Genomic DNA, 21,450 nt, shown 5'->3' on the forward strand with positions numbered 1-21,450 from the left:
GTCATGGCCTCGATCCAGGAAGCCTTGCGGGTCGCCATCGACCATCATGGAGCCGGGCGGCTGCGGGAGGCGGAAATCCTCTATGGTCGAATCCTCGACGCTGCTCCCGAAACCCATGCCGCTTCACATTTGATGGGCATGCTGCTGGCCCAGACCGGCCGCCTGGACGAAGCGGTTTCGCGCGTCGCCGCGGCGCTGCGTGCCCGGCCCGACATGGCCGGCTACCACCGCGACTTCGGCAAACTCCATCAGGTGCTCGGCCATCCGGCGGAGGCCGCCGCCTGCCAGCACCGCGCCTTGGCGCTGCAACCCGACGATCCCGCCGCCCTGGCACTGCTGGGCGTGGCGGCCCAGATGACCGGCGATACCAATGCCGCCATCGACTCGCTACAGCGGGCGTCAATTCTCGACGGGGAGGATCGGGAAAGCCGGCAGCGCTTGGGTCTTCTGCTGGAACTGCGCGCGATCCATCACCTGGAGCGGCAGCAGGCCGGCGCTGCTGTGGCCGACCTGTCACGCCTGCTCATGCTGGAGCCGCCGACGGCGGAACGGCTGTTCCAACTCGGCAATGCCTGCGCCCGTGCCGGCCGCCCGGCGGATGCGCTGACCTGCTACCGCCGGACGCAAGCGCTGCAACCCGACCATGTCGGGGCGTGCTTCAACATCGGCATCCTGACCAGGCAGGCCGGCGGCCTTGATCTGGTGGCGCTGGAAACAGCGGCCGCGGCGTTGGCCCGGTCGGTGACCCTGGCACCCGATTACCTCGAAGCGCGCGAGATACTCGCGATCCTGCTGTTCCAATCCCACCGTGAGGTGGACTCGCTGGCCCATTCCGACAGGATCCTGACGCAGAAAATACAGAGCGCCATGCAAAGCGGGGCGGAATTGGCCCTGCCACGCTTGCGTGACAGACCGGCCGCACCGGAACGCCGCACCCGCGACATCGTTGCCTTCAGCCTGTGGGGCGCCGCAGAGATTTACGGCCGCGGCGCCGTGGAGAATGCGCGCCTCGTGCCATCGGTTTATCCAGGCTGGACCTGCCGCATCTACCATGACGACAGCGTCCCCCCGGCGGTGCTGGCGGAACTCGATGCGCTGGGGGCTGAACGGGTGCCCATGCCGCCGGGAAGCGGCCCGGTCACCGGCCTCTATTGGCGCTTCCTGGCATCCGACGACCCGACCGTGCGCCGCTTCGTCTGCCGCGACTGCGATTCCCGCGTCGGGCCGCGCGAACGGGCAGCGGTGGAGGCGTGGATCACATCGGGCAAGTCCTTCCACGTCATGCGCGACCACGCGCTGCACAGCGAAGTGATGCTGGCCGGCATGTGGGGCGGTCTCGCCGGTCTGCTGCCTCCGCTGGAGCCGCTGATCGGCCGCTTCTCCTCGGAGGAAGCTGACCGCTGGCAGGACCAGCGCTTTCTCCGCTCCCATGTGTGGCCGCTGATCGCGGAGGATTGTCTGATCCATGACAGCCACCAGCCCGGCCATGGCCTCCCATTTCCCGACCATCCCGGTGATCCGGCGGATCATGCCGTCGGCCGACGGGTGGCCGAGGTGACGTAACCCTGTCCACGCAATCCTGTCCAAGACGACCGGAGCGGCCGCCTGTTAGACTGCGGCATGGACCAGCAATCCGCATTGACCGAGGTGTCGTCCGGCGACGGCGAGTTCGCCCGACTGTGGCGGGAGGCGCGCTTCGACGGCATGGAATGCCTGAACGCCCGCTTCCAGCGCCACAGCTACGCCCCGCATACGCACGAGACCTATGTGGTCGGTGTCATCACCGCCGGAACCGAGCTGTACCGCTGCCGCGGCAGCGAGCGGGTGGCGCGGGCCGGTCAGGTGGTGGTGCTGGACCCCGACATCCTGCATGACGGCCGGCCGGCGGCGGACGGCTATGCCTACCGGATGTTCTACCCGTCGGTGGCGCTGTTCGGTCAGGCGATGGCCGAGGCACTGGACCGGCCGGTCGCGCCGCATTTCTCCGTGAAGGAACTGGACGACCCGGAGCTGTTCCAGGCCCTGTGCCGCCTGCATCTTGGGCTGGAGGGACCGTTCCGCGAACCGCTGCGCACCGACGCCGACGCGCTGCGCGCCTTCACCGCGCTCGCCCTGCGCCATGGCGACCTGACCGCCCGCCCGCGCGACCTGGGACGCGAGCCGGCCGCCGTCCGCCGGGCGCGGGAGTATCTGGACGCCCATCTCGACAGCCCGGTCGAACTGGCCGATCTGGCGGAGGCGGCGGGGCTCAGCCGCTTCCACCTGCTGCGCGTCTTCCGCGCGGCGGTGGGAACCACCCCGCACGGCTATCTGACCGACCGCCGGGTCGCCCAGGCCAAGCGGCTGCTGGCCGGGCCGCTGCCACTTGCCGAGGTGGCGCTGGCCTGCGGCTTCTGTGATCAGGCCCATTTCAACCGGGTGTTCAAGGGACGGGTCGGCGTCTCCCCCGGCCACTACCGGCGGGGCAGCAATCCCGTCCAAGACGCCGCCGTCATCGCCGCCTAACTTGCGCCCATGACCATGGACAGCATCGCCATACCGGCGTCCCCGCGGCAGGAGTTCGCGGCGGGCGTCGTCCATTGCCTGCCGATCGTGGCGGGCGCCGTTCCCTTCGGCTTCCTGCTGGGCAGCCTCGCCGCCAAGGCCGGGCTGTCGGCGCTCGACATGGGGCTGATGAGCGCGCTGGTCTTCGCCGGCAGTTCGCAATTCGTCGCGGTCGAACTGCTGGACAAAAATGGGAGCGGGGGCAGCGCCGGGCTGGCGGTGGTCGGCGCCATCCTGCTGGTCAACCTGCGCCACCTGCTGATGGGGGCGACGCTGGAGCCCCGCTTCCGCGGCATGTCCAGGGCACGGGCCGGGCTGGCGCTGTTCTTCATGACCGACGAGCAGTGGGCGCTGGCACTCCGCCGCGGACCGGAACTGTCGCTGGCCTACTGGTACGGGGTGGCGGCGACACTTTATCTCGCGTGGCTGACCAGCACGGTGTCCGGGACGTTGGCCGGCGCGCTGATCGCCGACCCGACCGCCTGGGGGCTGGATTTCACCTTCATCGCCGTCTTCCTCTGCCTGCTGGCCGGCTTCTGGCGCGGCGCCGGTTCGCTGCCGCCCTGGCTGGCGAGTGCCGCCGCCGCGCTGGCCGTCCATGCGCTGTCTTCCGGCGGAACCTGGCATATCCTTGCCGGCGCCCTGGCCGGCGGGGCGGTCGCGGCTCTTCAAGCGAAGGGGCAAGGGAGGGCACGCGATGCTTGAGTCGCTGCAACTGGACTGGAGCGTCTTCGCCATCGTGCTGGGCGGGGCGCTGGTGACCTGGATGACGCGGATCGGCGGACCCTGGCTGATCGCCCGGGTGCGGCTGGGTCCGGCGGCGAATGCCGCGCTGGAGGCGACGCCGGGCGCGGTACTCGTCGCACTGGTGGCGCCGGCCGCCCTGTCGCGCCCGTCCGACGCGCTGGCCGCCGCCTTCGTCTGCCTGATCGCCCGCCGGGTGCCGATGGTGGTCGCGGTGGCGGCCGGCGTGGTGGCCGTGGTGGTGCTGCGCCGGCTGATCTGACCGCCGCATTGGCCACTGTTGCAAACTGCCGTCTGGTGAAGCGGACGGGGGATGCCTATAAGTCGGGGATGACCGACCCGATCTCCGCCCCCATCGCCGCGCCCGCCGCCACTCCGGCAGCCTTCGACCCGCACGCACTGCCGCCGCTGCGCGATGTGATCGCGCGTTTCGGGCTGGAGGCGCGCAAGTCGCTGGGTCAGAATTTCCTGCTCGACCTGAACCTGACGGGACGGATCGCGCGGTCGGCCAACCTGCCGGCCGGCACCACCGCCATCGAGGTCGGCCCCGGTCCCGGCGGGCTGACCCGGGCGCTGCTGGCGACCAATGCGGTGAAGGTCATCGCCATCGAACGCGACCGCCGCTTCATCGAGGCGTTGCAAGACGTGATCGAGGCCTCGCAAGGCCGGCTGAGCATCGTCGAGGCCGACGCCCTGACGGTCGATCCGGAGGAACTGGCGCCCGCCCCGCGCGCCATCGTCGCCAACCTGCCCTACAATGTCGCGACCCCGCTGCTGCTCGGCTGGCTGGCGCGGATCGAGGCCTATGTCAGCCTGACGCTGATGTTCCAGAAGGAGGTCGCCGACCGGCTGGTGGCCAAGCCTGGCAGCAAGGCCTATGGCCGGCTGTCGGTCATCACCCAATGGCGTTCCGACGCCCGCGTGCTGTTCAACCTGCCGCCGCGCGCCTTCACCCCGCCGCCGAAGGTCGAATCGACGGTGGTCCATCTGACCCCGCGCGCCACCCCCGAGCCGGCCGACTGGCGCGCTCTGGAGCAGGTCACCGCCGCCGCCTTCGGCCAGCGCCGCAAGATGCTGCGCCAGAGCCTGAAGTCGCTGGGCAGCGCCGAGGCGCTGCTGGAGGAGACCGGCATCGCCCCGACCGCGCGGGCGGAGGAGATCGACGTCGCCGGCTTCGCCGCCCTGGCCCGCGCCTTCCGTGCCCGGAATCCGCTTGAGAGTCCGGCATGATCCGGGTCAACCCCCGCATCAGCCTGGACGAAAGCGAGTTGCAGGAGGAGTTCGTCCGCGCCTCCGGCCCCGGCGGCCAGCACGTCAACAAGACGGAAACGGCGGTCCAGCTGCGCTTCGACGTGCGCCATTCCCCCAACCTGCCGGACCCGGTGCGCTACCGGCTGGAGCGGCTGGCCGGATCGCGCCTGACCCAGGACGGGGTTCTGATCCTGGTGGCCGACCGCCACCGCTCGCAGATGCGCAACCGCGAGGATGCCCGCGAGCGGCTGATCGACCTGATCCGCGAAGCCGCGGGCCCTCCCCCGCCGCCCCGCCGCCCGACCAAGCCGACCAAGGGCTCCAAGGAGCGCCGGCTGGAGGGCAAGGCCAAGCGGTCGGAGGTGAAGAAGATGCGTGGGAACATCCACGACTGACCCGGTCGTTGACGGGCATGCCCGCCATGAGGCGGGCGCATTGGACGGTTCAACCATCCCGTGCCAGCCTTGGCGTTCGCTTGCCTGTGAAACATTCCCCAATCCGGACGGGTGCGGGGCTGGAGACGTTCGATGAGCCATCCATCCGCCAGCGCCGCCCTGCCGTCGCCGACCTCGGCCCGGCTGTCCGTCGGCTTTGCCTGGGTCGGGCATTCTCTGATGCACATCGTCTCGGCCCTGTTCCTGACCATCGTGCTGGCGCTGGAAACCGAGTGGAAGCTGTCCTATGACGAGTTGATCCGGCTGTGGACGCTGGGCGCCTTCATGATCGGGCTGGGGGCGCCGCTGGCCGGCTGGCTGGGCGACCGCTGGAGTTCGGCGGGCATGATCGCCGTCTTTTATCTGATGACAGGTGGCGGGGCGGTGCTGGCCGGGCTGTCGGATGGGCCGACGATGCTGATGTGGTCGCTGGCTCTGCTGGGACTGGGGGCGTCGATCTACCACCCCGTCGGCATGGCCTGGATGATGGCGAACGCCGAGAATCGCGGCAAGGCGATGGGCTGGCTCGGGCTGTTCGGCACCTTCGGCGTCGCCACCGCAGCGGTGGTTGCCGGCAGCCTGACGCAATGGCTGAACTGGCGCATGGCCTTCATCATTCCCGGCGCGCTCTGCCTCGTGCTGGGCGTCGTCCTCGCCCTGCTTATGATGACCGGCGTGGTTCAGGACCGCCATGCCGACGTGAAGCCCCAGCCCAAGCCGTCGCGCGGCGACGTGGTGCGCGCCTTCTTCGTGCTGTCGCTGACGATGGTCTGCGCCGGGCTGATCTTCAACGCCATGCAGGTGGTGCTGCCCAAGCTGTTCGAGGCGCGGCTGGGCGGCTGGCTCGGCAGCGGCACGCTCGGCGTCGGCGGGCTGGTGACGGCGGTCTATCTGATCTCCGCCCTGCCGCAGATGATCGGCGGCGTGCTGGCCGACCGTCATTCGCTGAAGCGGGTCTACATGCTGTGCCTGCTGGCCCAGATCCCGCTGATGGCGGCGGTCGCGGTGCTGGCCGACCTGCCGCTGGTGGCCGCCGCCGCCTTCGTGGTCATCGCCTCGCAGACGCAGATTCCGGCGGAGAACATGCTGCTGGCCCGCTACACCCCGGACAGGCACCGTGGGCTGGCCTTCGGCGCCAAATACATCCTGTCCTTCGGCGCCGGCCCGCTGGCGGTGCAACTGGTCGCCTGGGTCTATGAGCGCACCGGCGAGTTCACCCTGCTCTATATGACCCTGTCGGCGCTGGCCGCCCTGGCCTTCGCCGCCGCCCTGCTGCTGCCGGACGACCGCCGGAAAGTCGAAACCGTCGCGGAGCCGCTGCCGGCGGCGGAGTGACCCGCCGCCGGGCTTGACCGGCTATGCCAGCGTCTTGTTCAGCGCCCGATCGAGGTCGGCGATGATGTCCTCCGGCGTCTCCAGCCCGATGGACAGGCGGATCACATCGGGGCCGGCGCCGGCCGAGGCCTGGGCCTCCGCCGACAGCTGGCGGTGGGTGGTCGAGGACGGATGGATGATCAGCGAGCGGGCATCGCCGATGTTGGCGAGGTGGCTGAACAGCTCGACGCTCTCCACCACCTTCACCCCGGCCTCGAAGCCGCCCTTGACGCCGAAGGTGAGCACCGCACCGGCGCCGCGCGGCAGGTACTTCTTGGCCAGCACATTGTACTTCGACGACTCCAGACCGGCATAGCTGACCCAGCTGACCGCCGGATGGCTTTCCAGGAAGGTCGCCACCTTCAGCGCGCTGTCGGCGTGGCGCTGCATGCGCAGCGGCAGGGTTTCGATGCCGTTCAGCGTCAGGAAGGCGTTCATCGGCGCCTGGCTCGGCCCCAGGTCGCGCAAGCCCACGGCATGGCCGTGAATGGTGAAGGCGAGATGGCCGAAGGTCTCGTGGAAGCGCAGGCCGTGATAGCCGGGGTCGGGCTCGCTCAGCGCCGGGAACTTGCCGGACTTGCTCCAGTCGAACTTGCCGCTGTCGACCACGACGCCGCCGACCGAGGTGCCGTTGCCGGACAAGAACTTGGTGGTTGAATGGACCACCAGCGTGGCGCCCCACTGGATCGGGTTGATCAGGTACGGCGTCGCCAGCGTGTTGTCGACGATCAGCGGAATGCCGGCCTCGTCGGCGATCTTGGCGATGGCCTCGATGTCGGTCACCACGCCGCCGGGGTTGGCGAGGCTCTCGACGAAGATCGCCTTGGTCTTCCCGGTCAGGGCGGCCTTGACGTTGCTGACGTCATCGGTGTCGACGAAGGTGGGTTCCCAGCCGAAGGCGCGCGGGAAGCTGATGCCGAGCTGGTTCAGCGAGCCGCCATAGAGCTTCTTCGAGGCGACGATGTGGTCGCCCGGCGCCATCAGCGGGAACAGGGCGAGCAGCTGGGCGGCATGGCCGGACGAGGTCGCGGTGGCGCCGGCGCCGCCTTCCAGGTTGGCGAGCCGCTCCTCCAGCACCGCCACCGTCGGGTTCGTCAGCCGGGAATAGATGAAGCCGACCTTCTGCAGGTTGAACAGCGAGGCGGCGTCATCGACATCCTCGAAGACGAAGCTGGTGGTCTGGTAGATTGGCGTCTGGCGCGCACCGGTCGCCGGATCGGGAGCGGCGCCGGCATGGATGGCGCGGGTCTCGAAACCGAAGCTCTTCTGCTCAGTCATCTGTGTGATTCCCCCAATTTTTCAGATCAGTTTCTTGAACGATTTCGTCGGCGCCCTGCGGCGCGACACCAGCACGTTGGAATTCACCCCGATCCGGCCGATCTCGCCGTAGAGGCGCTGGATTTCCATCTTCGGGCAGCGGTCCATCACCACGGTCAGGCCGGCGGCCTGGGCGCGTGCCGCCGCCTCGTCGTTGCGGATGCCGAGCTGCATCCACACCACCTTGGCCCCGGCGGCGATGGCCTCGTCCGTCACCCCGGCGGCGGCGGCGGCGTTGCGGAAGACATCGACCATGTCCGGCGGCTCCGGCAGATCCTTGAGGCTGGCATAGACCGGCAGCCCCAGGATGGTCTGCCCCGCCATCTTCGGGTTGACCGGGATGACGGTGTAGCCCTTGTCGCGCAGGTACTTCATGACGAAGAAGCTGGCCTTCACCGGATCGGCGCTGGCGCCGACCACGGCGATGCTCTTGACGCTTTCCAGAACGCCGCGCAGGAAGTCGTCGGTGTAGGCGGCCGGCTCGGTGATCTGCTGCCCGCTCATTGGCCACACCAGACCGGCGTGCGCTTGCCGAGGAAGGCGTCGATGCCCTCGGCGGCGTCCTGCGCCATCATGTTCTCGGTCATCACCTTGGCGGCGTAGGCATAGGCGCCCTCCGCGTCCAGATCGATCTGGCGGTAGAAGGCCTCCTTGCCGGTGGCGAGCGTCAGCGGCGACTTGGAGGCGATCTTGGCGGCAACGCCGGCCACCACCTCGTCCAGTTGCTCGGCCGCCACCGCGCGGTTGACGAGGCCGATGCGCTCCGCCTCCTCCGCGTCGATCAGGTCGCCAAGCAGCAGCATCTCCATCGCCGCCTTGCGCCCGACCGCGCGGGTCAGCGCCACCATCGGCGTCGAGCAGAACAGCCCGATATTGACGCCCGGCGTGGCGAAGCGGGCGTCCTCCTCGCAATAGGCCAGGTCGCAGGTCGCCACCAGCTGGCAGCCGGCGGCGGTCGCCACGCCGCGCACCTTTGCAATCACCGGCTGGCCGATGCGGGTGATCGTCAGCATCAGGCGCGAGCATTGGGTGAACAGCGCCTCGTACAGATCCCGCGACGGGGCGGCGCGCATCTCCTTCAGGTCGTGCCCGGCGCAGAAGGCACCACCGGCCCCGGCCAGGACCACCGCGCGCACGCTGCGATCCTCGTCGATGGCGTCCAGCGCGTCCTGCAACGCCGCCATCAGCCCGACCGACAGCGCATTGCGCGCCTTCGGCCGGTTCAGCGTCAGCGTGGCGACCCCGTCGCGGTCCTCACGCAGGACCAGCGGCTGATTGGGATCATGGGTGGTGACTGCGGCGCTCATGGTTGTCGTCCTCCCGTGCGTCTTCGGTTTTTGCACCGCGGGCAGCTTAACGCGCCAAGCCTGCGGGCAACACGGGGAACCTGCAAGGCCGGGAGAATGAGACGACAGGTAGCAGGGGATTTCAACAGGGAATTTTGTAGGAAGAATCTTTAAGTCTTCTCGATTGGTAGGTTTTATCAGGGCAACGCAAACCGGCGGGACTCTCCCTCTCCCCCCGGGGGGAGAGGGGATTCCTTCCGGCATCGCGAGGACGCATGCATCACGCCCCCTACTCTTCGTCCCCGTCGCCGAGCAGATAGTCGATGTCGCCGCCGTCGAGCGCGCTGACCAGTCCCTTGCCTTCGATTGTGGCGGCAGACAGGCTGCCCTTGCGGCGCTGGAGGTCGAGGATGCGCTCCTCAACCGTGTTGGCGGCAATCAGCTTGTAGACGAAGACCGGCTTGTCCTGGCCGATACGATAGGCGCGGTCGGTCGCCTGATCCTCGGCGGCCGGGTTCCACCAGGGATCGTAATGGATCACCGTGTCGGCGGCGGTCAGGTTCAGGCCGCGACCGCCGGCCTTCAGGCTGATCAGGAAGACCGGAACCTCACGGTTCTGGAAGCGGTTCACCGGTTCGGCGCGGTCCAGCGTGCGGCCGGTCAGCTCGACATAGGGAATGGTAGCCTTTTCCAGCTCCAGCTTGATGAGGTCGAGCATGGTGGTGAACTGCGAGAAGATCAGGATGCGGCGGCCTTCCGGCACCATCTCCTTCACCATTTCGGTCAGGGCGTGCAGCTTGGCGCTCGGCCGCGCCTTGCCGCCCAGGGCCGCGATGGATTTCAGCAGGCGCGGGTCGCAGCAGACCTGCCGCAGCTTCAACAGCGCGTCGATCACCGCGATGGCGTTCTGGCCCAGCCCCTTGCCGCTGGCGGCCAGCGCCGCGCGCACCGTCTCGTTCACCGACAGGCGGATCGTCTCGTAGAGGTCGCGCTGGTCGCGCTCCAGATCGATGCGGACCACCACCTCGGTCTTCGGCGGCAGTTCCTTCGCCACCGCCTCCTTGGTGCGGCGGAGCAGGAAGGGACGGATGCGGCGCATCAGCAGGTTGGCGCGGGTGTTGTCGCCGCGCTTCTCGATCGGCACGCGATACCGCTTGCCGAACTCCTTGCGGTCGCCGAGCAGGCCCGGCATCAGGAAGGCGAACTGGCTCCACAGCTCGCCCAGATTGTTCTCCACCGGCGTGCCGGACAGGCAGAGCCGGTGCCGCGCCGGCAGAGCCGCGACCGCGCGGGTCGCCTTGCCGTCGGGGTTCTTGATCGCCTGCGCCTCGTCCAGCACGATCATGTGCCAGGTCAGCCGCTTCAACAGGTCGAGATCGCGCGCCACCACGCCATAGGTGGTGACGACGATATGCGCGCGGCCGATCTCCGACAGCCGGCCGTGGCGGTCGACGCCGTGCAGAACCACCACGCGCAGATGCGGGGTGAAGCGCTCCGCCTCCGCCACCCAATTGGGCACGAGGCTGGTCGGCACCACCACCAGGCAGGGCTCGGTCAGCCGGCCCTCATGCCCTTCCATGGCGATGTGCGCCAGCGTCTGGGCGGTCTTGCCCAGGCCCATATCGTCGGCCAGGATGCCGGCGACGTTGTTGGCGCGCAGGCTCTGCATCCAGGCCAACCCGCCGCGCTGGTAATCGCGCAGTTCGCCCTTGAAGCCCGGCGGCGGGGTCATGTCGCCCGGCATCTCGTCGGCGCGCAGCCGCTGGAGATAGCCGTCGATCTGCGCCGTCTCGTCGCCGCGCCGCGCGATCAGGTCGTCGATGTCCAGCAGCGAATCGGCCTCGGCCAGCGGCACCTTCAGCCGGTCGCCGCTGCTGCGCCCGCTGTCGAGCATGGCTTCCAGAACGCTGAGCAGACGCTCGATGCGCTCGGCCGGCAGGGCCAGGACGTTGCCGTCGTCGAGAACGATGTGGGCGCGGCCGTCGATGACGCGGGTGCTCGACAAGCCGCCCTTCTCCACCAGCCGGGCCAGGATCGGCAGCAGCGGCTGGCGCTCGCCGTCGATCTCGACACCGACATCCAGATCGAACCAGCCGTCGCCGGCGTCGCGGACGGCGACCTCGACCTCGGCGCCCGGCTCGATGACACGGGTGCCGAAATCAGCGCCGACCTCGACGATCCAGCCGGCCTTGGTCAGGGCCGGAACCTCGTTGGTCAGGAAATGCTGCCAGCGCTCCTCGACGTCGCGGCCGGTCAGCCAGTGGACGCGGGAACCGCGGGCGTTCAGCGCCCCCTTGGGCGGCTCGATCCGCGCCTGGGCGAATCCAAGGCCGGACAGCCGGTCCAGTGCCGCCTGCTCGTCGGCCTTGTCGCGGCGGACGAAGGTCACGTCGCCGAACTCGTCCTCGTAGCGGGCGAACTGGCGCTGGTCGTCGGGTTCGATCTCGACCGCAAGGCCATCCTCGCCATAGTCGAAGGACAGGCGCAGCACGTCGACCAGCCCGTCCGCCGGCGTCACCACGCGACCGAGGCGGGCGATGATGCGGGGAGAACGGTCAAGGATGGCAGCGGCGTCGGCCGCCCCGCTGCGCACGCCGGGAATGGCGTTGTCACGGAAGCTGGAGGTGGCGATGGATGGCGGCGGGGTGATGCGCGGCATCGACGCCACACCACTGCGGGACGGGCCGAACAGACGGGATGGGGTGGCCTTCGACGGCACCGGCGGCGGTGGCGGCGCGGCGGGCACCGGCTTGGCCTTCGGCACCTCGACCACCTGGAGATCGACCGGGAAGACGGTGCCGGTGGCGCTGTCGACACACCAATAGGACTGGCCCTTCACCAGCACGCTGCGTTCGGGCAGGCCTGTCGGGCGCAGCTTGCGGGTGGCGGGATCGCGGAAGGTGCGGACGGTGCGGCCCGGCGCCTCGGCCAGCGGCGTGCCGTCGCGCCAGCGCAGGCGGCCGGTGGAGAGCAGGCGACGCAGCAGGCGGTCGACCGCCTCTCCCCGGCTCTTGGCGACGGGGGTGCGTTCGGTGCCGCCGCCGCCGAGCAGGCGGGCGATGGCACGGTCGGCGTCGCCGTCCAGCGAGCGCGGCGCCTTGGCCAGCACGTCGCGCGGGGTGGCGGGACTGCTGTCGGCCGATCCCTCCGTCACGAATTCCGCCAGGATGTAGCAGGCGACGTCGCCCTGCCCGGGCTCCAGCGTCCAGCGCAGGCTGCGCACCGGCTCCGGCTTCGGCGCGGGTGGGGGTGGCGGGGGCAGCGCCACGCTGCTGCGGATCGGCGGCGGGACCGGCGGGCGTACCAGCGTCAGCGGCGGCTTCGGCGGCGGCGGCTTCGGCGCAAGCGCCGTGGGCGGTGTCGGCAGACCCGGCGCGGACACGACCGGAACCGGCGGAGGCGGAGGCGGAGGCGGAGGAGCCAGCGGCGCCTTCACGTCGGCCACATCGAAGAGGGAGGCGCGGCGCCATTCCGGCCGGCTTTCCAGCGCCAGCATCGCCGCCGCCGCCATGTGGGCGCAGGCGTTGCGACCGCAGGAACAAGTCCGGTCGAGCACCACGCCGCGCTTGCCCTGCACCGGGGTCACCGTCACCGACAGCCGGCGGCCGAGGTCGCTGACCTCCGCCTCGATCCGGTCGCCGCCGGGCGCTGCCAGCGTCACCGCACCCGTCATCATCAGCGTGCGGCCGCGCTGCAACGTCTTGGCATCGAAGACGCGCGTCAGGTCGTCCTGACCGAAGGGGACGACGGCGCCACCCGATGAAGGGCCGCGCGGCAAGGCATCGAAAAGCGACATGCGGTGCGGGAGTGACCAGGCCAGATTGGACGGATTGGGCGCGGAAATGGAACGGAACGGAAACGGGGCGTCGGTATAGAGCGTTGCGCGGTGCGGCGCAAGCCTTTGACTTGAGCATGACGTGAACGGCGCCGCATCGGCCTGACCGCGCACGGCCGTCCGTCATAACACAGGATGCGGCCGGCTTCACCCTGGTTGGTGACTTATCCGCCCGTGGCGGGGAATACCCGGCCCGCCAGTTCGCACAGTCCCGCTTCGCTGCCGAGCCGGTGGGCGGTCCAGCGGATGGCCCCCTCGACGATAGCCGGGTCGCCGGCATGGACCAGCAGGACCAGCCCCAGCACCATCGCCACCGCCAGCCAGGGGAAGGCGCGCAGGCTCGGCGCCCCATGCTTGCGGCTGCTCCACAGGAACAGCAGGCTCGACAGTCCGCCGATCATCAGCCCGGCCACCACCTCCGCCCCGGAATGGGCGGCGACGGCAACGCGCGACGCGCCTATGGCCAGCACCAGCGCCACCGCCGCCAGCGGCAAGCCGATGCGGAGCCAGCGCGAGTGGGCATTGCGCGCGGCCAGCACCGACACCGATCCATAGAAGATGGCCGAGAAGGCGGCATGACCGCTGGGGCTGACGAAGCGGTCACCCGCGAAAAACGACGGGAACAGCGGAAAGTCCGGCAGGCCGCAACCATGCCCGACCAGCTTCAGCACCATCATGACGCCGAGGCAAAGCGACAAGGCAAACAGCCAGCGCAGCGCCAGCTGGGCCGAATGGCTCCGCCACAGCGCAGTCGCATAGAGGGCGGAAAGCGGAACGAGAAGGCTGCTGCTGCCCAGATGGGCGATGGCGCCGCTTGCTGTGGCGATCATCGAACCCCCACGGATGCCGGTGACAAGGAACGGCTTTGCCACATGGTGCGACGCAGCACAAACAGCAAGAGGACGAAAAAGGGGTGCGGACGTACCGTCCCTCTTACCCCTCCAGCTGGTCGGCGCGCGCGTCGGCGATGACGCAGTTGCGCCCCGACCGCTTGGCTTCATACAGGGCTTCGTCGGCACGGCGGACCAGCCCCTCGGCGGTGTCGCCCAGCCGGCCGCCGATGGAAATGCCGATCGACACCGTCACGCTGATCTCGCCACGGTCGGACGACACGGCGAAGGGGGTGTCGGCGATGCGCGAGCGCAGGCGCTCGGCGACGATCAGCGCCGCTTCCCCGTCGGTGTCCGGCAGGATGACGATGAACTCCTCGCCGCCCAGCCGGGCGACGAGGTCGAAGGTGCGCAGGTTGCGGCTGGCACGGGCGGAAACCTCGCGCAGCACCTCGTCGCCGATGGCGTGGCCGTAGGTGTCGTTGACCACCTTGAAGTGGTCGATGTCGAACATCAGCACCGACACCGGCTTGTGGCTGTCGATGGCGCGCTCCAGCAGGCGCGGCAGATGGGCGTTGACGTAGCGGCGGTTGAACACGCCGGTCAGGCTGTCGGTCAGCGCCATCGACAGGCTCTGCTCGTAATTGGAACGCAGCCGTTCCTGATAGCGCTTGCGCCGGATCTGGGTGCGGGCACGGGCCAGCAGCTCATTCCGGTCGACCGGCTTGACCACATAGTCGTTGGCGCCGAGCTCCAGCCCTTTCGCCACCTGCCCCAGATCGCCGTCGTCAACCATCAGCAGGATCGGCACCTGCCGCGTGCGCTCGTGCGAGCGCAGCTGGGAACAGAGCCGCAGCCCATCCTCGTTCAGCAGGGTCAGGCTGACCACCACGAGGTCGAGTTGGGTGCCCAGCGCACGCTCCAGCGCCTTGGCGCCGGTGTCGGCGGAGAACACCGTGTTGTGGTCGCGCTCCAGCGTCTCCCTCACCTTCTCCAGGTCGAGGGCGGAGTCCTCCAGCACCAGCACATTGGCGCGCTCGAAGGATTCGCTGAGCATGGTGCCGCTGCGCTCGATGACGCCGAACTGGCCCGACGTGCTTTCGCGCAGTCGCCATTCGTCCATCATCATCTTCAGCCGCACCAGCGAGCGGACCCGCGCGAACAGCGCGATGTCGTTCACCGGCTTGGTCAGGAAATCGTCGGCGCCGGCCTCCAGCCCGCGCACGCGGTCGGCGATGTCGGACAGCGCCGTGACCATCACCACCGGGATGTGCATGGTGGCGGGATCGGAGCGGATCTTCTCGCAGACCTCGAATCCATCCATGCCCGGCATCATCACGTCCAGAAGGACGATGTCGGGCGATTCCTTCCGCACCATCTCCAGTGCGTCCGGTCCGTTGAAGGCGGTCAGCACATTGAAGTATTCGCGCGTCAGCTTTGCCGCGAGCAGCTTCACATTGGGCAGAACGTCATCGACGACAAGGACACGCGCGGACATCGGAAGGGAAATCCTGCAGAATTGGCACAGACGAAAACGGCTTAGCTGAGAAACTTCTTGACTGTTTCGAGGAACTTCACGACCGAAATCGGCTTGGCCACATAATCCTCGCAACCACCCTGCCGGATTTTCTCCTCGTCGCCCTTCATGGCGAAGGCGGTGACGGCGACGACCGGGATGCTCTTCAATTCGGGATCGTCCTTGATCCAGCGGGTAACCTCCAGGCCCGACACCTCGGGCAGCTGGATGTCCATCAGGATCAGGTCGGGGCGGTGCAGGCGTGCCAGCCGCATCGCCTCCATGCCTTCGCGGGTCTGCAGCGTGCCATAGCCGTGGGCTTCGAGCAGGTCATGAAAGAGCTTCATGTTCAGCTCGTTGTCCTCGACGATGAGGACGGTCTTGGTCGGCTTACCACCGGTCGCCAATGGACCGCACGGCTCCGCTGACATGCATCCTCCCTGGGTGTGACCCCTGCGTTCACGCCGTCCGATGCCGCACCTTGGCACCGCGGACGCGTCACCCCCGGCCAATGGACCGAAGGCGCGGTTGCGGGACCGCAGATCCGGTATACCCCCTTTCTGATTAGGTCGCGACGGTTAAATAGTCGTTACCGGAGTGCCGGCTACGCCCCTGATCGGGCTGCGATGACCCTGTCTGCAAACGAAAAACCGCCCGCGACGGGCGCGGGCGGAGTTCGGTTGTCACGAGCGGCAATGTCCAAAGGGCGCTGCCGGGAGGGCGATGGCCGGAAGCCTCAGGCCGCCCGCTTCGTCCTGCGCTTGGCATCGCGGCGGCGGGCACCCTTGGCGCCATACATCATGGCGTCGGCACGGCGCATCACCTCGTCCTCGCTGTCTTCGGCGCCATAGGGCTGGGTGCCGACGGAGAAGCGGACGGGCAGGCTCTGGCCGCCCCATTCCACATGGGTGGCGTCGGCGATGGCGGCCAGCTGGCCGGCGCGGGCGAGGCCGCTGACGGTGTCGGTATTGGTCAGCAGCACGGCGAATTCGTCGCCGCCCAGCCGGGCGACCACATCCTCCTGCCGGACGTTGCCGACGATCATCCGCGCCACCTGCCGCAGGTAAGCGTCGCCGGCGACATGGCCGTGGGTATCGTTGATGGCCTTGAAGCCGTCCAGATCGATCATGACCAGCAGCCCGCCGGCGGTGCCGTTGCGCCGGGCCGAAGCCAGTTCACGCCGGAAGTGGCTGTAGAAGCCGCGCCGGTTCAACAAGCCGGTCAGCTCGTCCGTCATCGTCAGGCTTTCCAGGTAGGCGATGCGCTCCTGCAGCTCGGCGATCGTATCCTTCGCTTCGGCGAGCAGCGCGATCGTCTCGTCCAGCGTCTGGCGCTCGGTCCCCCGCAGAAGCCCGACGCGTGAGGCCAGCGCAACCGGTGACCAGCCGGCCGGCACGTCGAAACGGTCGGCAGCGTGATGCTTCAGGTCCAGGGCGGCGACGATGGCGTTCATGGGGTCGGCTCCTCTGATGAAGGTCGGAACACTTCGCCTTCTTCCAAGCAACCGCTGTGCCAACCCGCCACACCCCGCAGATACCAAGCATTTTATACATTTCCGGCGGATTGCGCCGTCGGATCACCGGGCGGGGGTGGAGCCTCTTTCCCATCTGACCGGCATCTTCTGCCCACTCCAACCGGTCGGAGCAGGAAATCCCTGCCGGGTTCGGGGGCGGCGGACGGGCCGGCAAAGGACTCCGGCCCCCAACACAAAGCCACCACATCCCCGGCTGTTTGTCGCGCCCCCGCTTGGCAAAGACCGCGCTTCCTTAACAAATTTTGCCATGCCTCCAATCCTCAGATGAGAACGGCAACGAGGAGGATGAAATGCCGACGATGAACATCAGCCCGCCCGAGAAGCTGGCTTCCTTCGTCGAGCAGGAAGTCGCGAGCGGCGGGTACTCATCGCAGAGCGAGGTGGTGCGCGATGCACTTCGCCTGCTCCACCGGGAACGGGCCGTTGAGCACGAGCGGCAGGAAATGCTCCGGCGCGCCGTTATGGTCGGGATCGACGATTGGAAGGCAGGTCGTCTTGACGACCGCCCCATCGATGAAATCCTCGATGAAATCGAGGACTGAGCCTTGGGCGTTTATCGCGTCACCGACGCGGCGAAGCAGGATTTCAGGGCAATCCTGAAGGAAACCGGGGAGCAGTTCGGAACGCATCAGCGGCAGATCCACAAAGGGCTGATCGCCGCTGCGGTCAAGATGGTCGCGACCGACCCCGGCCGTGGTGGCTCCTGGGACAGAGGCGGCATTGTGCCCGGCCTCCACGCGTTCCACCTGGAGAATGCGGCCGGCAAGCGCGGAGCGGCCGCGCATACGCTGTACTATGCAGTGGAACATCCACCCGGTGGCTCCCCGCGTGTCGTCATCCTGCGTTTGCTGCACGAGGGCATGGAGCCAAACCTGCACGTCGCCCGAACCGGCCTCCCCGATTACCCCTGAACAAGGGAGCACCGCGAGGCGACGCCGAAAAAGCCAAGTCCCCGGAAGGCTTCGAGTACCTTCCGGGGACTTGGGGCAACAGCTTTATGTTTAGAGGCTTCACACCACCCTGTCGGGGGCCGGCCTGCCGGCCATCACCGCATCGACATTGTCCAGCGCCTTGAACCCCATGGCGTTCCGCGTCTCCACCGTCGCACTGCCCAGATGCGGCAGCAGGAAGGCGTTGGGCAGGTCGCGATAGCCGGGATGGAGGTTCGGCTCATTCTCGAACACGTCGAGCCCGGCGGCCGCCAACCGACCACGCTTCAGCGCGTCGATCACCGCGCCGTCGTCCACCACGGTGCCGCGCGCAGTGTTGATCAGGATGGCCCCCGGCGGCAGCCGGTCGATCCGTTCGGCGTTCAGCCAATGTCGGGTTTCCGCCGTGGCGGGGAAGTGAAGCGACAGGACATCGCACACCGGCAGCATTGCCTCCGGATCGGCGTGATAGGTGGCGCCCAGCTCCAGCTCCGGCGGCAGCCGGCGGCGGTTGCTGTAATGGATGGTCATGCCGAAGGCGCGGGCGCGGGCGGCCACCGCCTGCCCGATGCGGCCCATGCCGATGATGCCCAGCCGCTTGCCGCCGACATGGGTGCCCATCAGCTGGGTCGGGGTCCAGCCGGTCCAGGCATTGGCGCGGATCATCCGCTCGCCCTCCGACGCGCGCCGCGCCGCACCCAGCAACAGAAGCAGCGCGATGTCAGCGGTGGCGTCGGTCAGGACGTCCGGCGTGTTGGTGACGGTCAGGCCGCGGGCGCGCGCCGCCTCCAGGTCGATGTGGTCGGTGCCGACCGAGAAGGTCGCCAGCACCCGAACACTCTGCGGCAGCGCCGCGATGGCGGCGGCGTCCAGCCGGTCGCCGGCACAGCAGAGCACGGCGTCGGCCCCGATCTCCGCGGCGCGGGCGGCGATCTCCGCCCCGCTGAAGGCGCGGTCATCCGGATTGAGCACAGCCCGGTAGTCGCGCGACGCCCGCGCTTCCACCGCATCGGGAAGTCGGCGGGTCAGCAGCAGCACGGGGTGGGCAGAGGAATGGGCAGAGGGGCGGGCGGCGGGACTGTCCGACTGCGTCACGGGCTGCACCTCGGCAGGGCTTGTCATTCCGGCGGTTCCCTTCCATTGATAGGACATTCGGGTGGCGGGCCTTTCGGACCGCGGCAAAAACACCCATACTCCACCAAGAGCCGTCAATCACCTGTGGATCCCGTCTTGCTCGACCGTCTTTCTGCCTTTCCGGCAACCGTTGGCGCGGTCCTCGCAGCCGCCGTTTCCGCCGGTGCGCTTCTCGCGGCCTCCCCTGCCCTGGCTCAGCCGGCCGCGACCTCGCTGGCGGCGGTGGCGGCCAGGATCCAGCCCCACCGGGCGATCTACGCCATGTCGCTGGGATCGGCGCGCAACGGATCGAAGGTCAGCGACGTCCGCGGCCGCATGATGTTTGAATGGGCCGACGCCTGCGACGGCTGGACGACGGAGCAGCGCTTCCAGCTCCGCTTCGTCTACAGCGAAGGCGAGGACATGGCGATGAACACCAACTACACGACGTGGGAGGCGAAGAATGGCCTGCGCTACCGCTTCAACGTCCGCAAGCTGGTGAATGGCGAGGTCGACGAGGAGGTGCGCGGCGAGGCGAACCTGAGCGCCGACGGCGCCGGCAGCGCCCAGTTCACCAAGCCCGAACCTCAGGAGATGGAACTGCCGGCGGGCACCATGTTCCCGACCGCCCACACACTGGCGATCCTGGACCATGCCGAACGGACCGAGCCCTTCTTCACCCGCACCATCTTCGACGGATCCGACGCCGACGGCCCGACCGAGGTGTCGACCGTTGTCGGCAAGCCCGGCGCGCCGAAGGATGCGGCCAAGGACCCGCTGCTGAAGGTGGGCAAAGCCTGGCCGGTCCGCATGGCCTTCTTCCCGGTGCAGAGCGATTCGGCGCAGCCGGAATATGAGATGAGCCTGCATCTGCTGGAGAACGGCATCGCCGAGTCCATGCAGATCGACTATGGCGATTTCACCGTGAACGCCGTGCTGGAAAAGATCGAGGCTCTGCCGAAATCGGGCTGCTGAACGGGCCCGCCGCCCGTGACATTTTACACGGCCTTTACCGGCCTGTGGGATGGGTGGCGGTTTCCCTGTTGATCGCGACTCGCGGCTGCGCTTAACTGTCGGTTGAATTTGCGCAACAGGCCGGCGACTCCATTGGGCAACCGGCCGTCCGAGGGTTTTCCGTCATGAGCAAGAAGCATGTCCAGGTCGGGCAGGTTTTCCAACCGGTCGGCAGCGCCGGCGGCCGCGGTTGGCGGGTGACGGCCACGGTCAACCTGCTGGGCATTCCCCACGCCCGCGTCGTCAGCACCGAAGACGACGGCGTGTCGAAGACCCTGAGCTGCTCGGTCCTCGCCGACACCAGCCACTACCGCCTGATCGCCTCGGCCCCGGCGGACGGGATGGCGGCGTGAGAGCGGCGGCTGAGCGGACGTTGTCGACCCTCGGCACGGCGTCCGCTTCCTACTCCTCTCCCCGCCGCTCGCGCAGCTTCGCCCAATAGTCGAGCCGCTTGCGCAGATCGCGCTCGAAGCCGCGCTCCACCGGCTGGTAGAACTCGCGTCGCGCCATCCCGTCCGGGAAATAATTCTGGCCGGAGAAGCCTTCGGCCGTGTCGTGGTCGTATTCATATCCCTTGCCGTAGCCGATGGTCTTCATCAGCTTGGTCGGCGCGTTCAGGATATGCTTGGGCGGCATCAGCGAGCCGGTTTCCTTCGCCGCGCGCACCGACGCCTTGTAGGCGGTATAGCCTGCATTCGACTTCGGCGCCGTGCCCAGATAGATGACCAGCTGGGCCAGGGCCAGTTCGCCCTCGGGGCTGCCCAGCCGCTCATAAGCCTCCCAGGCGGCGATGGCCTGGGTCAGGGCGTTGGGATCGGCCAGACCCACATCCTCCACCGCGAAGCGGGTCAGCCGGCGGGCGATGTAGCGCGGATCCTCGCCGCCGTCGAGCATGCGGCTGTACCAGTAGAGCGCCGCATCGGTGTCCGATCCGCGCAGCGATTTGTGCAGCGCGCTGATGAGGTTGTAATGCCCCTCCTGCGACTTGTCGTAGAGCGGGGCGCGGCGCTGGATGGTGGCGGCAAGCGCGTTGGTGTCCAGCACCGTGTCGCCCGGCAGCGCGAACAGCTCCTCGCACAGGTTCAGGCAGAAGCGGCCGTCGCCGTCGGCCATCGCCTTCACTGCGGCCCGTGCGTCGGCATCCAGCGGCAGCGGCCGGCCCATCTCGGCCTCCGCCCGCGACAGCAGCCTTTCCAGCGCCGCGTCGTCCAGCCGGTTCAATACGAAGACCTGCGCCCGCGACAGCAAGGCGGCGTTCAACTCGAAGGACGGATTCTCGGTGGTGGCGCCGACCAGCGTGACGGTGCCGTCCTCGACGAAAGGCAGGAAGCCGTCCTGCTGCGAGCGGTTGAAGCGGTGGATCTCGTCGATGAACAGCAGCGTGCCCTGACCCGCCACCCGGCGGGCGCGGGCGGCCTCGAACACCTTGCGCAGGTCGGCGACGCCGGAGAACACCGCCGACAGCGGCTCGAAATGCAGATCGGTGCTGTGGGCCAGCAGGCGGGCGATGGTGGTCTTGCCGCAGCCGGGCGGCCCCCACAGAACCATGGAGGCCAGCCGTCGTGCCGCCACCATGCGGCCCAGCGGACCGTCGGGCTTCAGCAGATGGTCCTGCCCGACGACCTCGTCCAGCGTGCGCGGGCGCAGCCGGTCGGCGAGCGGACGGGGAGCCGCCGCAGAGAACAGCCCGGCATCCCCGCCCGACTCGCCGCGTCTTGCCATGACTGCC

General features: G+C 68.5%; 21 protein-coding genes. 11 read left to right on the forward strand and 10 right to left on the reverse strand.

Annotated elements, in window-relative coordinates; all coding sequences use genetic code 11:
* Positions 1-3 precede the first annotated feature (3 nt).
* The 7 genes from E6C72_RS12350 to E6C72_RS12380 all read left to right on the forward strand — a co-directional run bounded on the left by E6C72_RS12350 (position 4) and on the right by E6C72_RS12380 (position 6,308).
* Positions 4-1,563, forward strand: a complete 1,560-nt coding sequence (locus E6C72_RS12350; RefSeq protein WP_109086083.1) for a tetratricopeptide repeat protein — start codon at positions 4-6, stop codon at positions 1,561-1,563.
* A gap of 57 nt (positions 1,564-1,620) precedes the next feature.
* Positions 1,621-2,505 (forward strand): AraC family transcriptional regulator, encoded by an 885-nt coding sequence (locus tag E6C72_RS12355; protein WP_109086084.1) that lies wholly within the window; start codon positions 1,621-1,623, stop codon positions 2,503-2,505.
* A gap of 9 nt (positions 2,506-2,514) precedes the next feature.
* Positions 2,515-3,249: an AzlC family ABC transporter permease gene (locus E6C72_RS12360; protein WP_169055157.1), complete on the forward strand. Its 735-nt coding sequence runs from the start codon at positions 2,515-2,517 to the stop codon at positions 3,247-3,249.
* Entirely contained in the window at positions 3,242-3,550 is a 309-nt protein-coding gene (locus E6C72_RS12365) for an AzlD family protein (RefSeq protein WP_109086085.1), read from the forward strand. Before E6C72_RS12360 ends, E6C72_RS12365 begins: the two co-directional genes overlap by 8 nt.
* An 80-nt stretch (positions 3,551-3,630) precedes the next feature.
* Positions 3,631-4,518 (forward strand): 16S rRNA (adenine(1518)-N(6)/adenine(1519)-N(6))-dimethyltransferase RsmA, encoded by an 888-nt coding sequence (gene rsmA / locus E6C72_RS12370; protein WP_371298441.1) that lies wholly within the window; start codon positions 3,631-3,633, stop codon positions 4,516-4,518.
* The gene (gene arfB / locus E6C72_RS12375) at positions 4,515-4,934 is read left to right on the forward strand and encodes an alternative ribosome rescue aminoacyl-tRNA hydrolase ArfB (protein ID WP_109086087.1); all 420 of its coding nucleotides are present in this window, start codon (positions 4,515-4,517) and stop codon (positions 4,932-4,934) included. Before rsmA ends, arfB begins: the two co-directional genes overlap by 4 nt.
* A 132-nt stretch (positions 4,935-5,066) precedes the next feature.
* Complete coding sequence (locus E6C72_RS12380) at positions 5,067-6,308, forward strand: MFS transporter (RefSeq protein WP_109086088.1); 1,242 nt, start codon at positions 5,067-5,069, stop codon at positions 6,306-6,308.
* A 21-nt stretch (positions 6,309-6,329) separates the two neighbouring features.
* On the opposite strand, the gene E6C72_RS12385 is transcribed toward E6C72_RS12380, so the two are convergent.
* The 8 genes from E6C72_RS12385 to E6C72_RS12415 form a co-directional block, all read right to left on the reverse strand.
* Positions 6,330-7,625, reverse strand: a complete 1,296-nt coding sequence (locus E6C72_RS12385) for an O-acetylhomoserine aminocarboxypropyltransferase (protein WP_247875735.1) — start codon at positions 7,623-7,625, stop codon at positions 6,330-6,332.
* 21 nt (positions 7,626-7,646) lie between these two features.
* A complete protein-coding gene (locus E6C72_RS32235) occupies positions 7,647-8,168 on the reverse strand; it encodes a CoA-binding protein (RefSeq protein ID WP_247875736.1) in 522 nt (173 codons plus the stop codon).
* Entirely contained in the window at positions 8,165-8,971 is an 807-nt protein-coding gene (locus E6C72_RS12390; RefSeq protein ID WP_109086089.1) for an enoyl-CoA hydratase, read from the reverse strand. The genes E6C72_RS32235 and E6C72_RS12390 overlap by 4 nt, the downstream gene beginning before the upstream one ends.
* Positions 8,972-9,239: 268 nt before the next feature.
* Positions 9,240-12,746: a DEAD/DEAH box helicase gene (locus E6C72_RS12395; RefSeq protein ID WP_109086090.1), complete on the reverse strand. Its 3,507-nt coding sequence runs from the start codon at positions 12,744-12,746 to the stop codon at positions 9,240-9,242.
* Positions 12,747-12,949: 203 nt separating this feature from the next.
* Positions 12,950-13,615, reverse strand: coding sequence for a phosphatase PAP2 family protein (locus E6C72_RS12400; RefSeq protein ID WP_109086091.1), 666 nt, complete (start codon positions 13,613-13,615; stop codon positions 12,950-12,952).
* A gap of 103 nt (positions 13,616-13,718) precedes the next feature.
* Positions 13,719-15,113 (reverse strand): PleD family two-component system response regulator, encoded by a 1,395-nt coding sequence (locus tag E6C72_RS12405; RefSeq protein WP_109086092.1) that lies wholly within the window; start codon positions 15,111-15,113, stop codon positions 13,719-13,721.
* A gap of 41 nt (positions 15,114-15,154) precedes the next feature.
* Positions 15,155-15,562 carry a response regulator gene (locus tag E6C72_RS12410; protein WP_109086093.1) on the reverse strand — a complete coding sequence of 136 codons (408 nt, stop codon included), beginning with the start codon at positions 15,560-15,562 and terminating at the stop codon, positions 15,155-15,157.
* A 305-nt stretch (positions 15,563-15,867) separates the two neighbouring features.
* Positions 15,868-16,584, reverse strand: coding sequence for a GGDEF domain-containing protein (locus tag E6C72_RS12415; protein ID WP_109086094.1), 717 nt, complete (start codon positions 16,582-16,584; stop codon positions 15,868-15,870).
* A 371-nt stretch (positions 16,585-16,955) separates the two neighbouring features.
* On the opposite strand from E6C72_RS12415, the gene E6C72_RS12420 reads away from it, so the two are divergent.
* A complete protein-coding gene (locus E6C72_RS12420) occupies positions 16,956-17,207 on the forward strand; it encodes a type II toxin-antitoxin system ParD family antitoxin (protein ID WP_109086095.1) in 252 nt (83 codons plus the stop codon).
* Positions 17,208-17,210: 3 nt separating this feature from the next.
* Positions 17,211-17,576, forward strand: coding sequence for a type II toxin-antitoxin system RelE/ParE family toxin (locus E6C72_RS12425; RefSeq protein WP_109086096.1), 366 nt, complete (start codon positions 17,211-17,213; stop codon positions 17,574-17,576).
* Positions 17,577-17,675: 99 nt separating this feature from the next.
* On the opposite strand, the gene E6C72_RS12430 is transcribed toward E6C72_RS12425, so the two are convergent.
* A complete protein-coding gene (locus E6C72_RS12430; RefSeq protein ID WP_247875737.1) occupies positions 17,676-18,716 on the reverse strand; it encodes a D-glycerate dehydrogenase in 1,041 nt (346 codons plus the stop codon).
* A gap of 108 nt (positions 18,717-18,824) precedes the next feature.
* On the opposite strand from E6C72_RS12430, the gene E6C72_RS12435 reads away from it, so the two are divergent.
* Entirely contained in the window at positions 18,825-19,682 is an 858-nt protein-coding gene (locus tag E6C72_RS12435; protein WP_247875738.1) for a cell envelope integrity EipB family protein, read from the forward strand.
* Positions 19,683-19,846: 164 nt separating this feature from the next.
* A complete protein-coding gene (locus E6C72_RS12440; protein ID WP_109086098.1) occupies positions 19,847-20,074 on the forward strand; it encodes a hypothetical protein in 228 nt (75 codons plus the stop codon).
* A gap of 49 nt (positions 20,075-20,123) precedes the next feature.
* Here E6C72_RS12440 and E6C72_RS12445 read toward each other — a convergent pair whose 3' ends face one another.
* Positions 20,124-21,443, reverse strand: coding sequence for a replication-associated recombination protein A (locus tag E6C72_RS12445; RefSeq protein ID WP_109086099.1), 1,320 nt, complete (start codon positions 21,441-21,443; stop codon positions 20,124-20,126).
* Positions 21,444-21,450 lie beyond the last annotated feature (7 nt).

This window comes from Azospirillum sp. TSH100 (genome assembly GCF_004923295.1).
Classification (GTDB): domain Bacteria; phylum Pseudomonadota; class Alphaproteobacteria; order Azospirillales; family Azospirillaceae; genus Azospirillum.